At 69.5% G+C, this 15,863-nt stretch carries 11 protein-coding genes and 1 pseudogene; 4 read left to right on the plus strand and 8 right to left on the minus strand.

Annotated elements, in window-relative coordinates; all coding sequences use genetic code 11:
- Positions 1–125: 125 nt before the first annotated feature.
- The 5 genes from glpK to IF78_RS0131615 all read right to left on the minus strand — a co-directional run bounded on the left by glpK (position 126) and on the right by IF78_RS0131615 (position 6,312).
- Positions 126–1,637: a glycerol kinase GlpK gene (gene glpK / locus IF78_RS0131595; protein WP_031486158.1), complete on the minus strand. Its 1,512-nt coding sequence runs from the start codon at positions 1,635–1,637 to the stop codon at positions 126–128.
- A 22-nt stretch (positions 1,638–1,659) separates the two neighbouring features.
- Positions 1,660–2,385 carry an MIP/aquaporin family protein gene (locus IF78_RS0131600; RefSeq protein ID WP_031486159.1) on the minus strand — a complete coding sequence of 242 codons (726 nt, stop codon included), beginning with the start codon at positions 2,383–2,385 and terminating at the stop codon, positions 1,660–1,662.
- 483 nt (positions 2,386–2,868) lie between these two features.
- A complete protein-coding gene (locus IF78_RS0131605; protein ID WP_031486160.1) occupies positions 2,869–4,521 on the minus strand; it encodes a GGDEF domain-containing protein in 1,653 nt (550 codons plus the stop codon).
- A gap of 178 nt (positions 4,522–4,699) precedes the next feature.
- Positions 4,700–5,890 (minus strand): lipid-transfer protein, encoded by a 1,191-nt coding sequence (locus tag IF78_RS0131610; RefSeq protein WP_031486161.1) that lies wholly within the window; start codon positions 5,888–5,890, stop codon positions 4,700–4,702.
- Complete coding sequence (locus IF78_RS0131615) at positions 5,887–6,312, minus strand: Zn-ribbon domain-containing OB-fold protein (protein ID WP_031486162.1); 426 nt, start codon at positions 6,310–6,312, stop codon at positions 5,887–5,889. Before IF78_RS0131615 ends, IF78_RS0131610 begins: the two co-directional genes overlap by 4 nt.
- Before the next feature lie 140 nt (positions 6,313–6,452).
- Here IF78_RS0131615 and IF78_RS0131620 point away from each other — a divergent pair.
- Together IF78_RS0131620 and IF78_RS0131625 are read left to right on the plus strand one after the other, a co-directional pair.
- A pseudogene (locus IF78_RS0131620) lies at positions 6,453–6,878 on the plus strand (M15 family metallopeptidase); the annotation flags it as partial.
- A gap of 111 nt (positions 6,879–6,989) precedes the next feature.
- Entirely contained in the window at positions 6,990–7,526 is a 537-nt protein-coding gene (locus IF78_RS0131625) for an NUDIX domain-containing protein (RefSeq protein WP_031486164.1), read from the plus strand.
- A 2-nt stretch (positions 7,527–7,528) separates the two neighbouring features.
- On the opposite strand, the gene IF78_RS0131630 is transcribed toward IF78_RS0131625, so the two are convergent.
- Positions 7,529–9,895, minus strand: a complete 2,367-nt coding sequence (locus IF78_RS0131630) for a glycoside hydrolase family 31 protein (protein ID WP_031486165.1) — start codon at positions 9,893–9,895, stop codon at positions 7,529–7,531.
- 212 nt (positions 9,896–10,107) lie between these two features.
- Between IF78_RS0131630 and IF78_RS0131635 the strand changes: the two genes are divergently transcribed.
- Both IF78_RS0131635 and IF78_RS0131640 read left to right on the plus strand, forming a co-directional pair.
- Positions 10,108–12,075 carry an acetoacetate--CoA ligase gene (locus IF78_RS0131635; RefSeq protein WP_031486166.1) on the plus strand — a complete coding sequence of 656 codons (1,968 nt, stop codon included), beginning with the start codon at positions 10,108–10,110 and terminating at the stop codon, positions 12,073–12,075.
- Between the two features lie 181 nt (positions 12,076–12,256).
- Positions 12,257–13,150, plus strand: coding sequence for a hypothetical protein (locus tag IF78_RS0131640; protein WP_031486167.1), 894 nt, complete (start codon positions 12,257–12,259; stop codon positions 13,148–13,150).
- Between the two features lie 96 nt (positions 13,151–13,246).
- Here IF78_RS0131640 and ptsP read toward each other — a convergent pair whose 3' ends face one another.
- Together ptsP and IF78_RS0131650 are read right to left on the minus strand one after the other, a co-directional pair.
- Positions 13,247–14,917, minus strand: a complete 1,671-nt coding sequence (gene ptsP, locus IF78_RS0131645) for a phosphoenolpyruvate--protein phosphotransferase (protein ID WP_031486168.1) — start codon at positions 14,915–14,917, stop codon at positions 13,247–13,249.
- An 82-nt stretch (positions 14,918–14,999) separates the two neighbouring features.
- The gene (locus tag IF78_RS0131650; RefSeq protein ID WP_031486169.1) at positions 15,000–15,449 is read right to left on the minus strand and encodes a PTS sugar transporter subunit IIA; all 450 of its coding nucleotides are present in this window, start codon (positions 15,447–15,449) and stop codon (positions 15,000–15,002) included.
- Positions 15,450–15,863: the final 414 nt, after the last annotated feature.

Raw genomic sequence — 15,863 nt, forward strand, 5'->3', positions numbered from 1 at the left:
CCCGGCGCACGCGCACGGCCCGTACCCCCGCCGACTGGGGTACGGGCCGCGGCTCATGCCACGCGCGCGTGGCTCAAGCGGGTCGCACGCGCGCGTGGACCGTTCTTCGGCGCCGGCCGTCCGCTTCAGTTCCCGCCGTCCTCCTGCCAGCCGAAGCTCTTCTCCACCGCCTTGCGCCAGTTGTGGTACTCGCGGTCACGTACCTCGGCGGTCATGGCGGGTGTCCACTCGACATCCTTCGCCCAGTGCGCCTTGAGCTCGTCCAGGTCGTTCCACACCCCGGTGGCCAGCCCGGCCGCGTACGCGGCTCCCAGGCATGTCGTCTCGGAGACCTTGGGCCGGATCACCGGCACATCGAGCACGTCCGCCTGGTGCTGCATGAGCAGGTTGTTCTTCGTCATGCCACCGTCGACCTTCAGGGTCGTGATGTGCACCCCGGAGTCCTGGTACATGGCGTCCACCACCTCGCGCGTCTGCCAGCTGGTCGCCTCCAGCACCGCTCGGGCGAGGTGCGCCTTGGTGACGTACCGCGTCAGTCCGGTGATGACACCGCGCGCGTCGGACCGCCAGTACGGGGCGAACAGGCCGGAGAAGGCAGGCACGATGTACGCTCCGCCGTTGTCCTCGACGCTCTCCGCCAAGGGCTCGATCTCGTCGGCGGTGCGGATGATGCCGAGCTGGTCGCGGAACCACTGGACCAGCGCGCCCGTTATGGCTATCGACCCCTCCAGGCAGTACACGGGCGCCTCGCTGCCGATCTTGTAGCCCATGGTCGTCAGCAGCCCGCTCTTCGACGGCACCGGCCGGTTGCCCGTGTTGAGCAGCAGGAAGCTGCCCGTGCCGTAGGTGTTCTTCGCCGTGCCCACGTCGTAGCAGGCCTGCCCGAACACCGCCGCCTGCTGGTCGCCCAGGGCCGAGGCGACCGGCACGCCGGCCAGTTGTCCGACGGCGGTCCCGTACACCTCGGCGGAGGACTTGATCTCCGGTAGGACGGCCTCGGGCACGTTCATCGCGGACAGGATCGAGGAGTCCCACTGAAGGGTCTCCAGGTTCATCAGCATGGTGCGGCCGGCGTTCGTCACGTCGGTGACGTGGTGTCCGCCGTCCGTGCCGCCGGTGAGGTTCCAGATCAGCCAGGAGTCGATGGTGCCGAAGGCGATCTCACCGCCCTCCGCGCGCGCCCTGAGACCGGGCACGTTGTCGAGCAGCCAGGCCGCCTTGGGGCCGGAGAAGTAGCTGGCCAGCGGCAGGCCGGTCTGCTCGCGGAAACGATCCTGCCCGTCCGAACCACCGAGCTGGTTGCACAGTGCCGCCGTGCGGGTGTCCTGCCACACGATCGCGTTGTGCACCGGCTTGCCCGTCGCGCGGTCCCACAGGACCGTGGTCTCGCGCTGGTTGGTGATGCCGAGTGCGCTGAGCTGGTCGGCGCGCAGCCCTGCCTTGGCGATCGCGCCGGCGACCACCGCCTGCACCTTCGACCAGATCTCGGTGGCGTCGTGCTCCACCCAGCCGGGCTTGGGGAAGATCTGGCGGTGCTCGCGCTGGTCGACGGCCACGATGGCGCCGTCCTGGTTGAAGATGATGCAGCGGCTGGAGGTGGTGCCCTGGTCGATAGCGGCGACGAACTTGTCCGTCATGACGTCCCCTTCGTCGGTTCCTTCAGAAGGCTGCGTTGAAGATGAGCCCGGACAGCGCCCCGCCGATCAGCGGTCCCACCACCGGAATCCACGCGTAACCCCAGTCCGACGTGCCCTTGTTGGGAATCGGGAGCAAGGCGTGGGTGATGCGCGGGCCCAGGTCACGGGCCGGGTTGATGGCGTATCCCGTGGGACCGCCGAGCGACAGACCGATGCCGACCACCAGGAAGGAGACGATCAGAATCGCGGTTCCGGACTCGCCCAGCCCCTCGGTCAGACCGAAGGCCAGGATCGGCAGCACCAGCGCGATGGTCGCGATGATCTCGGTGATGAGATTCGCCACGGGGTTACGGATCGCGGGTGCGGTGGAGAAGATCCCGAGGGTCGGCTGAGCGATGTCCTTGTCGGCGTTGGCCTGGAATTGCGCGAGGTAGACCAGCCAGCACAGGACCGCGCCGAGGATCGCGCCGACCATCTGGCCGGCGATGTAGATGTGGACCTTGTCCCAGTCCCCGGTGTCGATGGCGATACCGAGCGTCACGGCCGGGTTGAGGTGCCCGCCGGACAGCGGTGCGGCGGTGTATGCCCCGGCCATCACGCCGAATCCCCAGCCGAACGTGATGACGATCCAGCCGGCGTCTTTTGCCTTGGAGAAGTTCAGTACGACGGCGGCGACGACTCCGGCCCCGAAGAGGATCAGGATCGCGGTACCGATGACCTCACCGAGGAAAATATCTCCGTTGCTCATTGCGGCTCCTAGGCCCTGGCCGGGACGATCGGCCCCGGCTCTCTCCGTGCGGGGTGCGTTACCCATGGCGACTTCAGCCGAAGGCAGGGATGGTCCCGCGCCCCGCCCGGCATCCGTGACGAGCGTGCCGTCGCAGCCGACTCGCCCGTGGGGGAACGGGCCTTTGCTCCAGGCGGAACCGCGCGGCGCAGTGCGTGGATACGCCGAGAATGTACGGCGATGTCGGCTGACACCGGGAAGTGTTCACCGGTGTCCAAGGGGCGTCAAGGTCGTCGACGCCAACGGTTGGGAGCGCACCCTCGGGTCACGGACCGTCACCGACGCGGCTCGTGGGACGCCCCTTGGGGAGTTGGACGGACAGCGAGGCCCTGCTGAGGTCGGCAGGATGGCCATTCCTGCTGACCCGGCAGGGTCGAAGGCCATGGCTGTTCTGAGGTCGTACGGACGCCTTTCGGCACCCGCCGACCTGGTAGCAAAAGGGTCTCACCCCTTGCCCGGGTCCGCCACCGCCCACTCGGCCCGGGGCGTCTCCGCCTCCATGCCGCGGAGGATCTCGTGCCCGGACAGGCCCGCGCGGCCCAGCACCCAGCTCGCCCCGCTCAGTGACTTCGCGGCCTTCTTCAGCGGCGCCAGACAGGCGGCCGCCTGCCGGTGGTCCGTCACGCTCCCGGGCTCGCACAGGATGGTGGCCAGGGACAGCGTCACAGGGCGCCCACCGGCCGACCAGGGCGCGTCCAGCACGGAGGCGGCCAGCGGGCTCAGTCCCTCCGGATCGGCGAGCACCAGGAAGTCGTCCCCGCCGATGTGGCCGACTCGGGTACTACCCGACGCCGCGTGCTGCAGCGCCCGTCCGACGGACCGGATCAGCTCGTCGCCCGCCGCGAACCCGGCTCCGTCGTTGACCTGCTTGAAGTGGTCGACGTCCAGCCAGCTCAGCGCGAACGGCCGCCCGTCGGCGATCCGCCGGTCCACCTCCCCGGTGATCGCGTCCGAACCGGGCAGCCGGGTGAGTGGATTGAGCCCCGCGGCCTCCTCGACACGGGTCTCGGCGAGTGCCCTAACGAGGTCGGCGAGGCGTACGACGCCCACGCACCGGCCGTACCGGTCGACCACGGCAACATCGTCCGACGTACGGTCCCGTCCGCCGACCGCGACCACGTCCAGCACCTCCCACGCGGTGGCGTCCACACCCACCGTGCGCGGCGGATCCCCGAGCTTGGCCGCGGGCCGGTCGGCGTACAGGGCGTGGCCGTAGCGGCCTGACATCGACAGCAGGAACCGGGAGCGATGCACCGACCGCACCGGGACACCGTGCGTGTCCACCAGCAGTACGCCGGACACCTCCGGCGACCCGGTGAGCAGCGCCCGGACCTGGCCCGCGGACGCGGTGGCGGGCAGCAGCGCCGCGGGCCGCACGAACTCCCGAACCGACGGCCCCGAGCGTGGCGTCACCGCCAGTCCGGTGGAGCGCGGCGGAACGTATACCTCCGCCGTAGGCAGCCGAGCCGGCGGAGCGAACAACTCACCCTGAGCCAGTTGCGCGCCCGCCGACCTCGCGGATCCGCACTGCAGCTCCGTCTCCACGCCCTCGACGCACAGGAGCGCTGCCAACTGGTCGCACAGCGTCCGCATCGCCCGCACCGCCGCTGGGCGAGCCAGCATGGACGCGTCGAGTTTCACCAGGTCGGGCGCCATGTCGGTAAGCAAGCGCAACGGTACGTCTCCGTCGCCGACGCCGTCCGCACTGATCCGGAAACCCTGGCCCCGCAACGAGCCGATCGCCTCGAGCAGTGCGTGCTGAGGCACGTGCGTGTACGGCGGACCTACGTCGATCGTCACCTCCCAGGGCAGCCGCCCCGCCGCACGCACGGCGTCGTGCAGCGGTGTCAGCCCGCCGAGGTCGGCGAGGGTGCCGGCGAACACGTTGACGTACAGAGGCAGCACCGCTTCCTTGCGGGCTGCCGCACGGAACGCCAACACGGCCAGCCGTCCGTCGATCTCGGGATCGCGGCGGGCCTCGGCAAGGACGTCGCCGGTCTCCGGGCGGGCGAGTATCTCGAGCCCCGCGACCCCGCCGGTCGTCAGATTGACCACCGGTTGGAAAGCGAAGCGGAGAGTATCCGTCCAGGAGTCCACGGCAGCATGATGTCGCCGCTGGAGGGCGCCCAAGCCCAGTTCATAGACGTTCACGCAGGATTCCGGGTTGGTCACACACCGTAGACATGCCTGCCCAGCCCCGGCCGTACGACGGTGACGCCACGCCCGCTGGGCCGGATCCTCACGCCGCCGCACCGCACCGCCGCGCCGCCGAGAGTCACCGCACCGCGATCACCGCCGACCCGTGCCCGAACAGTCCCTGGTTCGCCGCGATTCCCGCGCGTGCCCCGGCGACCTGCCGGTCACCTGCGGCGCCCCTCAACTGCCAGGTGAGTTCGCATATTTGAGCAATCGCCTGGGCAGGTACCGCCTCCCCGAAGGAGGCCAGCCCACCGCTCGCGTTCACGGGTATGCGGCCGCCCAGCGTCGTCGTGCCCTCCCGCAGCAGCTTCGCCCCCTCTCCCTCGCCGCACAGCCCCAGATCCTCGTACCACTGCAACTCCAGCGCGGTGGACAGATCGTAGACCTCCGCGAAGGAGAGCTCCTCCGGGCCGACGCCGGCTTCCTCGTAGGCCGCGCGCGCGATCGACTCCCGGAACGTCTCGGGCGCCGGCCGCACCGCCACCGCCGAGTCCGTCGCGATGTCAGGCAGATCCAGGACGGTGTTGGGGTACCGCGGCGTCACGGTGGACACCGCCCGGATCCGCACCGGATCCCTGGCCCCGTGTCGACGTGCGAACTCCATGCCGGCCAGCACGAGCGCGGCCCCTCCGTCCGAGGTCGCGCAGATGTCGAGCAGGCGCAAGGGATCGGCCACCACGGTGGACGCGGCGACCTCCTCGGCGGTGACCGGCTTGCGGTAGCGCGCGTAGGGATTCAGTGCGCCGAGTGCGGCGTTCTTCACCTTGACCTGGGCGAAGTCCTCCGGTGTGTCACCGTGCACGGCCATTCGCCGACGCGCGTACAGCCCGAAGTACGCCGGATTGGTGGCACCGAGGACGCGGAAACGCAGCCAGTCCGGATCATCGGGCCGGTCGCCGCCCGCAGGCCGGAAGAACCCTTTGGGAGCCGCATCCGCACCCACCACCAGCACCACGTCCGCCAGTCCTGAAAGTATCTGTGCCCTCGCGGTGTTGACGGCCTGTGCCCCGGACGCGCACGCCGCGTAGACACTCGTGACCCGGGCGCCCTGCCATCCGAGGGCCTTGGCGAACGTCGCCCCGGCCACATACCCCGGATAGCCGCCCCGCACGGTATCCGCACCGACGATCGATCCGATGTCTCGCCACTCCAAGCCCGCATCGGTGAGTGCCGCGCGGGCCGCCACCGTGCCGTACTCGACGAAGCTGCGCCCCCACTTGCCCCAGGGATGCATGCCCGCGCCCAGCACCGCAACCTCATCCGTCATGCCGCCACCCCCGTCGGCCGCCACCGCCATGTCATCCAGATCGTGTCCGCGTCCTCATGAAGCACGCCGGGAACGACCTCCACCTCCATGCCCACCGCCAGATCGGCGACGGTGACACCGGGAACCGCCTGCCCCAGCACCACGAGGCGCTCGGCGGCCAGTTCCACAGCGATCAACGTGTAGGGCTCCCAGGGAAGTTCCGGATTGGTCACATAGGGTGACGGAGGCCGGTATCGGCTGTCCGTGTACGACCAGACATGCCCGCGCCGGGAGAGCGGTACCTCCGCCAGATCGCCGCCCGGGCACTCCGGGTTGCGACAGTGAGCGTCCTCGCGGGGAAAGAAGACCGAGGTGCAGGCGGAGCACCGGGTTCCGAGGAGCCGGAAGTCGTCCCCGTCACCGGCGAACCACCCGGCGACCACCGGTGTGCGCATGCGTGGCATAGCCCCTCCTGGGCAACGAATCTGACGGCACGTCAGAAGTCTGCCACGGGCAGCCGGAAAGCGGCAGGGCGGTTTGAGGGGTGGACTGCATCCTGGCAGCGAACCTGACGGAACGTCAGAAGGACGTCGTGGCGCTGAGACGCGTGGATCCCACCACCGTGCGGGAGATGCGCTACTCCACCCCGCACAACTTCGTGGGTGAGCGCATCGACGGCTATCGACAGCCCCTCTGCAGCCTCACCCGACCTGCCGCAGAAGCGCTCCACAAGGCCAAGCAGCAGCTGTTGTACCAGGGCTACACGCTCAAGGTGTACGACTGCTACCGGCCGCAGGGTGCCGTCAACCACTTCGTGCGCTGGGCTAACGACCTCGACGACCAGGCCATGAAGACCGAGTTCTACCCGAGAGTCGACAAGACCCGTCTGTTCGCGGACGGTTACATCGCGGAGAAATCCGGCCACAGCCGCGGCTCGACGATGGACTGGACGATCGTCCGACTGCCGGCGAAGCCCACCAGGCCGTACGTACCGGGCGAGCCCCTCGTTCGTGAGTCTCGGCGAGGAGTGGTGGCACTACACGTCCTGGAAATCCCTTACCAGCCGTTGACGACCGACCCCCGGAAGACGCCCTTCCGCTGATCGGATACAGTCCGCCGCGTGTCCGAAACTCAGCTCTCCGCCCCCAACTCCGCAACAAGCTCCCACTGTTCGAGCTGCGGCGCGCCCTACGGAGAGGGCGTCTCCGGCTGGCCCCGCACCTGCCCGGCGTGCGGCACCGTGACCTACCGCAATCCGCTGCCGGTAGCGATCGCGCTCCAGCCCGTGTACGACACGAAGGGCACCGCCCTGGTCGTCATCACCCGAACCGTCGCCCCCGCGCGCGGAGGCATCGCCCTGCCCGGCGGCTACATCGACGACCGCGAGGACTGGCGGCAGGCCGTCGTCCGCGAACTCAAGGAAGAGACCGGCATCGACGCGGCCGGCCGCGACGTACGCCTCGCCGACGCGATGAGCTCTCCCGACGGGCACCTACTGCTCTTCGGGCTCCTTCCGGAACGGCCCGCCGACCGCCTGCCGACATCGGCCGCCACCGACGAGACCGAGGGCTGGCACCTGCTGCACAGGCCGGAGGAGCTCGCCTTCCCGCTGCACACGCTGGCCGTACGGGCGTTCTTCGAGGGCCGTTACGTCTGAGCTCACCGCTCGCCTAGACCTCGTATGCGCACCGGACGAGGCGACGTGATCACGCCGTCCTCGTGCTCCAGCTCCACGACCAGCTTTCCGCCCTGCCAGCGGGTGACGTAGCGCTCGATCTCCGGTTCGTCCCAGCCGTCACCCGCATCCGGCACCACCAGCCCGCCCCCAGTACGCCCCCGGGCGGGCGCCCACACTTCCAGTTCCAGCCCGCCGTCGTCCCCGCGTACCGGAACGACGGCACCCGCGCGCGCGAGCACCGGGATCCGGGACATGGGCGCGTCCACGAGAACCTGCCCCGGCCCCTCGTACGCCCGCCCAGTCGCCGTGTCGTACCAGCGCCCCCGTGGCACCTGCACCGCACGCCGGTCAGTGCCTGGATCCAGTACGGGCGCCACCAGCAGGCAGTCGCCCAGCAGAAACGCGTCCTCGCAGTCGCGCAGCGCACGCTCCTCGGGCGCCGACCACCACAGCGGACGTACGTACGGCGCCCCTGTCCGCCGCGCGAGATGCGCCAGGGTCACGAAGTACGGTCGCAGCTTCCGCCGCTCGACGAGCGCCACGCGCGCGTGCTCCAGCACCTCGGGACCGAACTCCCACGGTTCCCTGCGCCCCGCCCGCAGACTGGCATGCGTGCGGAACAGCGGCAGATACGCGGCCAGCTGGAACCAGCGCAGATACAGCTCCGGCGAAGGACTCCCGTCGAACCCGCCCACATCGGGCCCCGAGTAGGGCACCCCGCACAGCCCGAGGCCCATGACCAGCGACAGCGACGCCCGCAGTCCCGGCCAGCCAGTGGCCACATCACCTGACCAGGCACCCCCGTAGCGCTGCATGCCGGCCCACCCGGACCGCGAGAAGACGAATGGCCGCTCCTCGGGCGCAAGCGCGCGTACCCCCTCGTAGGCCGCCCTGGCCATGCACAGCCCGTAGACGTTGTGCGCCTCCTGATGGTCCCCGCCGCGCCCCTCCAGGGAATGCCGAGCCGAACGCGGCAGCGTCGACTCCCCGAAGGCGGCGAACGAGGTCGGCTCGTTCATGTCATGCCAGAAGCCCGAGAAACCCTGCGCCAGCCGCTCCTCGTACTGGCCGCCCCACCACTGCCGCACGCGCGCGTGCGTGAAGTCCGGGAAGAGCGCCTCCCCGGGCCACACAACGCCCCGCACGAGCCGTCCCGAAGCGTCCCTGACAAACGCGTCCTCGGCTGTCCCACTGTCGTACACGGCATTGCCCGGCGCGGCCCTGACCGCCGGGTCGACGATCGACACCAGGCGGATCCCGTCCCGCCGCAAGTCCTCGGCGAGCTGGGGCAGTTTGGGAAAGCCCTCATGGTCGACCGTGAACACCTGGTGCTCGTCAAAGTGGTCGATGTCCAGATGGACCGCGTCCAGCGGGAGAACCCGTTCCTGGTAGCCAGAAACGATCCGCCGCACCTCCTGCTCGCTGCCGAAGCCCCACCGTGCGTGATGGTGGCCGAGCGCCCATGCGGGCGGCAGCGCGGCAGCACCGGTGAGGGAGGCCCAGACGAGCAGCACGCGCGCGGGAGTGCCCACCATTACCCAGCAGCGCAGCGGACCCCCGTCCATCCGCAGTTCGCTGGTCCCCGCCCTGTCATGCCCGGAACCGGCGCCCTCCTCGCCCTCCCGCAGCGTCACCGTGCCGTCCCACGAGGTGTCGTGGAACACCAGGTGCGAGGCCGCGTCGGCGACGACCAGCTGCACCGGCATGGTGATGTACAGCGGATCGTCGTCAGGGCCGAACGCACGGCCGGGGTCGGTGTTCCACAGCCGGTACGTCCCGTCCTTGAGCCGGGGCCCCGACGCCCGGCCTCCCAGTCCGAAGAACCGCGCGTCCGCCGCCACCTCCGACCGCTGCATCCAGCGCGCCGCCCCGCCGCCGACCGGCTCCCACCACCGCGGCGGCAGGTCACGGCGCAGTGCCACGCCACCGGGCGTCTGCACCTCCACTGCGCCGTGCCGCGAGATGACGACCGTCACCCGCTCGGCCACGACCCGCCAGCCACCGTCCTTGTCGGGCTCCAGCACAGCCCGCGGATCCGGCTCCGGGCAACGGCCCGCGAGCGCGTACGACGGCTCGGGAGCAGCCCCGTCCCACCCCCAGAAGACAGCCCCGTTCACGGTGACGACGACGCGCAGCTCGGACCTGCTGAACCGGATGACGCCGCCGCCCGGACCGGGCTGCACCTCCTGCACGGGCCCGGGCACCCGGGCGCGCTCGGCACCCCGCGGGGGCAGCCCCTCGGCGTCGGCGCGCTTCCTGCGCCACGCCGCTCGTACGGTACGCAACCCCTGGGCCGCTCCCACAGAACCGACCGCCTTCATCGAACGCACCAGGTCACGACCGTCCATGCTGCTCAGCCTGCCATTGACCGCCCCACACGCGTGTGCCGTTCAACTGCCGTTCACCCGTGCCGGGACCACATCTTCACGACACGGACTATGTGGGGCGCACCCTGGTGCAGAAGTCGATCACATGGCATCGTCCGTGTCATCCGCGTCACGCGCACACCCCAGCCGTGCGTGGAAGACGCACACGACGCGCACAGTCCGGGAGCCGCCCCATGTCGACCGTGAACCCCCAGCCGCTCTGGCAGCCAGATCCGCAGCGCATCGCACAGGCTCAGGTCACCAAGTTCCAGGCCTGGGCTGCGGAAAACCACGGAGCCCCCGCCGAGGGCGGCTACGCGGCCCTGCACCGCTGGTCGGTCGACGAACTGGACACCTTCTGGAAAGCCGTCACGGAGTGGTTCGACGTGCGCTTCTCCACCCCCTACGCGCGCGTACTGGCCGATCGCTCGATGCCCGGCGCCCAGTGGTTCCCCGGCGCCACCCTGAACTACGCCGAGCACGCCCTGCGCGCCGCCGTGACCCGCGCCGACGAACCCGCACTCCTCTACGTCGACGAATCCCACCAGCCCCGCCCTGTGACCTGGTCCGAACTGCGCCGACAGGTCGGCTCCCTCGCCGCCGAGCTGCGCTCCCTCGGCGTACGCCCCGGGGACCGTGTCAGCGGCTACCTCCCGAACATCCCGCACGCCGTCGTCGCCCTCCTCGCCACTGCTGCCGTCGGCGGCGTCTGGACCTCCTGCGCCCCCGACTTCGGCGCCCGCAGCGTCCTCGACCGTTTCCAGCAGGTCGAACCGGTCGTCCTGTTCACCGTCGACGGTTACCGCTACGGCGGCAAGGAACACGACCGCCGGGACGTCGTCGCCGAGCTGCGCCGCGAACTGCCCACTCTGCGCGCCGTGGTGCACATCCCGCTCCTCGGCACCGAGGCCACCGAGGGCGCGCTGGAGTGGTCAGCCCTCACAGCCGCCGACGAGGAACCGGTCTTCGAACAGGTTCCCTTCGACCACCCCCTCTGGGTGCTCTACTCCTCCGGCACCACTGGCCTCCCCAAGGCCATCGTCCAGTCCCAGGGCGGCATCCTCGTCGAGCACCTCAAACAACTCGGCCTGCACTGCGACCTGGGTCCCGAGGACCGCTTCTTCTGGTACACCTCGACGGGCTGGATGATGTGGAACTTCCTGGTCTCCGGCCTCCTCACCGGGACCACGATCGTCCTCTACGACGGCAGCCCGGGCTTTCCCGACACAGGCGCCCAGTGGCGGGTCGCCGAACGCACGGAGGCCACCCTCTACGGCACCTCGGCGGCCTACGTCATGGCCTGCCGGAAAGCCGGCGTACGCCCTGCCCGCGACTTCGACCTCTCCAAAGTGCAATGCGTCGCCACAACCGGATCACCGCTTCCGCCGGACGGTTTCCGCTGGCTGCACGACGAGGTCCGCGACGACCTCTGGATCGCCTCCGTCAGCGGCGGCACGGACGTCTGCTCCTGCTTCGCCGGAGCCGTGCCCACGCTGCCTGTCTACGTCGGAGAGCTCCAGGCCCCAAGCCTGGGCACCGATCTGCAGTCCTGGGACCCCAGCGGAGAATCCCTCATCGACGCGGTGGGCGAGCTCGTCGTCACCAATCCCATGCCGTCCATGCCGATCTACTTCTGGAACGACCCCGACGGCAGCCGGTACCACGACAGCTACTTCGACACGTATCCCGGCGTATGGCGCCACGGCGACTGGATCACCGCCACCTCCCGCGGCTCCGTCATCATCCACGGACGTTCCGACTCGACCCTCAACCGCCAGGGCGTCCGCATGGGATCGGCCGACATCTACGAGGCCGTGGAACGCCTGCCCGAGATCAAGGAGTCCCTCGTCATCGGCATCGAACAGCCCGACGGCGGCTACTGGATGCCCTTGTTCGTACACCTGGTGCCCGGAGCCGTGCTAGACGAGTCCCTCCTGAACCGCATCAAGCAGACCATCCGCGAACAGCTCTCACCGCGTCACGTCCCCGACGAGATCATCGAGGTCCCCGGCGTCCCCCACACCCTCACCGGCAAGCGCATCGAGGTCCCGGTCAAGCGCCTTCTCCAGGGCACACCCCTGGAGAAGGCGGTCAATCCGGGCTCCATCGACAACCTCGACCTGCTGCACTTCTATGAGGAACTCGCCCGCAAACGCGCCTGAGACACGTGCCGGCCTCGGGCTTTCGAACCACGACGGCATCCGAGGCCGGCCACAGCGTCACCAGCACGCCAACCTGCACGAATGCCCCCGCTCAAGGAGCGCGAGTACCTCACCCCGACGCCGTTGTCAGTGCCCCCGGTTACTGTGAGTGAGCATTGATCGACCGCACACAGGGGGAAAGATGGCGCACACCGACCACCAGACGATGCGACGCGTTCTGCGCCGCGAAATCGCCGGCACGATCGGCCTGCTAACCGACGAGCACGACTTCCGTGCCATGCGGCGCTACCGCAGCTTCACTTTCGACGACCACAAGATCTATCTGGAACAGGTGGAGGCCCTCCTCAGGACACGCGCCGACGAAGGCGGCCATACGACGATCGCCCTCTTCGATCCGCAGGAGTACGCCGAGTTCTGTGACGCAACCGGACTGGACCCCGACATCCCGTCGAGCCGCACGCGCTTCACCGCCGAACTCGCGACCACCGGTCCCACCGTCTGCTACGAGGGCCAGCCCCTGGCAGACCTCGTCCCGGCCCTCGTCGACGAAGCCGTCCGACAGGCCACCTGGGAATACGCGTCCACACTCCTGGCACGACTGGGAGCCTGCGCCACCTGCGGCGAGGACATCGGGCGCGCGGCCTTCACCCGCGCCTCCAGACTCCTCGTCCGCATCCTGGACACCGCCCAGCCCGGCAGCCGACACCTGGTCTGCAGCGTCACGGGAACGCCGGAAACGCTGGTCTCCGTCCTGCACGCCGACGAGGACGCCCAGGGCGCTACACACCTCGACGAGGCCGAAGCGCTCGAATTCACCACGGTTCTCGCCCTCGGCCTCGCCACTCAGAGCCCCGGCGGACTCGTCATGCGGACCAGCGCCCCCGGCACAACCGACCGCATCTATGGATGGCGCCTACGGGCGAACGGTCTGGAACCCCTCACCGCAGGCGAGGTCTTCGACGCCTACTGCACCGACGTTGAATCGGGAGACCTCATCGCCCCGGAATCGGGCGTCGACTACTGCGTGCCACCGGATCTTGGTGACGAGGAGGCGACTCCGGGGCACGACCACTGAACGCACTGAACGCACTGAACGCACTGAACGCCAAGGGGCGCCCCACCCGCAGGTGGAGCGCCCCACGCGAACCGGCCCGCCGCCGTCTCGCTCCGGCTACTCGCCGGACAGCACCGCCTGAGCCGCGTTGCGTGCGTCCTCGGCGCTGTCCGCCGCCCGGGCTGCAGCAGCGGCCCGCTCGCACTGCGCCAGCGTGTACTTCGCAAGCGTCGCCCGGACGTACGGAATCGACGCGGACCCCATGGACAGGGAGGTGACGCCCAGACCGGTCAGCACACATGCCAGCAGCGGGTCGGACGCCGCCTCACCACAGACACCGCAGCTCTTGCCCTCGGCCTTCGCCGCCTCGGCGGACAGCGCGACCAGGTCGAGCAGCGCGGGCTGCCACGGATCCTGCAGACGGGACACCGCACCCACCTGTCGGTCCGCGGCGAACGTGTACTGCGCGAGGTCGTTCGTCCCCAGCGACAGGAACTCGACCTCCTGGAGGATCGAGCGCGCCCGCAGTGCGGCCGACGGAATCTCCACCATCGCACCGAACTTCGCCTGCAGCCCAGCCGCACGGCACGCATCCGCGAATGCCTTCGCATCGGTCCGGTCCGCCACCATCGGGGCCATGACCTCGAGGTAGACGGGCAGCCCCTCCGCAGCCTTCGCCAGTGCCGTCAGTTGGGTGCGCAGCACCTCCGGGTGGTCCAGCAGCGTCCGCAGACCGCGCACACCCAGGGCCGGGTTCGGCTCATCGGCCGGCGTCAGGAAGTCAAGCGGCTTATCCGCACCCGCGTCCAGGACACGTACTACGACACGACCCTCGGGGAAGGCCTCGAGGACCTGCCTGTAGGCCTCGATCTGCTTCTCCTCGGACGGCGCCTTCTTGCTGTCGTCGAGGAAGAGGAACTCCGTACGGAACAGACCGACACCCTCAGCGCCCGCCTCGACAGCGGCCGGAACGTCGGACGGGCCGCCCACGTTGGCCAGCAGTGGCACCTTGTGGCCGTCGGCGGTGGCGCCCGGGCCCGTCGACGCCGCGAGCGCCGCCTTGCGCGCGGCGGCGGCAGCCTCCAGCTCCGCCTTCTTCTCGTCGCTCGGATTCACGAAGATGTCGCCGGTGCTGCCATCGACCGCGATGACCGTGCCCTCGGCCAGCTCGCCCGCCCCCGGCAGCGCGACCACGGCCGGCACACCGAGCGCCCTCGCCAGGATCGCGCTGTGGCTGGTCGGCCCGCCCTCCTCGGTGACGAAGCCGAGAACAAGGGCCGGGTCCAGCAGCGCCGTATCGGCCGGGGCAAGGTCACGAGCCACAAGGACATAGGGCTCGTCACTATCCGGGACACCCGGCATCGGGACCCCGAGCAAACGAGCGACGATACGATTCCGCACGTCATCGAGGTCGGCCACACGACCGGCCAGGTACTCACCGGCACCGGCAAGCAACTCGCGGTACGCGGCGAAGGCGTCGTACACGGCGCGCTCGGCCGTGCTGCCGACGGTGATACGCCGGTCCACGTCCGCCATCAGCTCGGGATCCTGGGCCATCATGGCCTGCGCCTCGAGCACCGCCTGTGCTTCGCCCCCCGCCAGATTGCCGCGCGCCATCAGGTCGGCTGCGACAGCCTCCACGGCCTTACGGGCGCGCGCCTGTTCACGCTCCGCTTCCTCCGCCGGAATCTGCTTGGCAGGCGGTTCGAGGACCGCCGTTCCCATGTGCCGAACCTCGCCGATCGCCACACCGTGGCTCACGCCGACGCCTCGCAGCGTTGTCTCCATCTCACCCGTCTCCGATAGTGCGGCGGGTCCCGCCGCCGCGGTGGTTGTCGTCCCTACCTGCCGTCATGGGACGGCGCCGATGTCACTTCCAGACGAAGAGACTGTCGCCGGCCTTCACATCGCCGTCGTCACGCAGATCAGAGAGGGCCTCAGCCGTGGCCTCGAGGGCCACGATCGGGCACACCGGGGACTTACCGGCTTCCTCGACCGCCACCGGGTTCCAGCGCACGATGCCCTGGCCGCGCGTCACGGTGTCGCCCTTGTTCACGAGCAGCTCGAAGCCCTCGCCGTTGAGCTGGACGGTGTCGATACCGAGATGAGTGAGCACGCCATGACCCTGCTCGTCGACGACGACGAACGCGTGCGGATGGAGGGAGACGATGACTCCGTCCACGGGCGACACGGCCTCGGACGGCTCACGCACGGGGTCGATCGCGGTGCCCGGGCCGACCATGGCCCCGGAGAAGACAGGATCCGGTACGGATGCCAGTCCGACGGCGCGTCCTGCCAGCGGGGACGTCACGGTGGTCATGGGAAGCCTCCCAGGGGTGGAGATCGATCTGGGCCGTCGCTGTCTGTGCCGGACGGCACACTGTTCAGCAGCGTATGTCACTTGAAGTGCCGGTTCCGTGTTGGCCCTTCGGAGTGGTCTAGACCATACCTCATATCGATTTGCACCCGCTCCGAGGCCGCGTGTACAGTCGTACTCCTGCTTGGGGCTGAGCGACGCAACCACGTGTCCTCGCCGGGCAGCACCCAACTTGTCAGATCCTATCTCGGGGTCGCCTTCTGCATGCCTGCAGGACGGTGGTCAGGGGGCCGGAAAAACACTGATAGAGTTTGGAACACCGAAGGGAAGCGCCCGGAGGAAAGCCCGAGAGGGTGAGTACGAAGGAAGCGTCCGTTCCTTGAGAACTCAACAGCGTGCCAAAAATCAACGCCAGAT

It is taken from the genome of Streptomyces bicolor (genome assembly GCF_000719285.1).
GTDB classification, from domain to species: Bacteria; Actinomycetota; Actinomycetes; order Streptomycetales; family Streptomycetaceae; genus Streptomyces; species Streptomyces bicolor.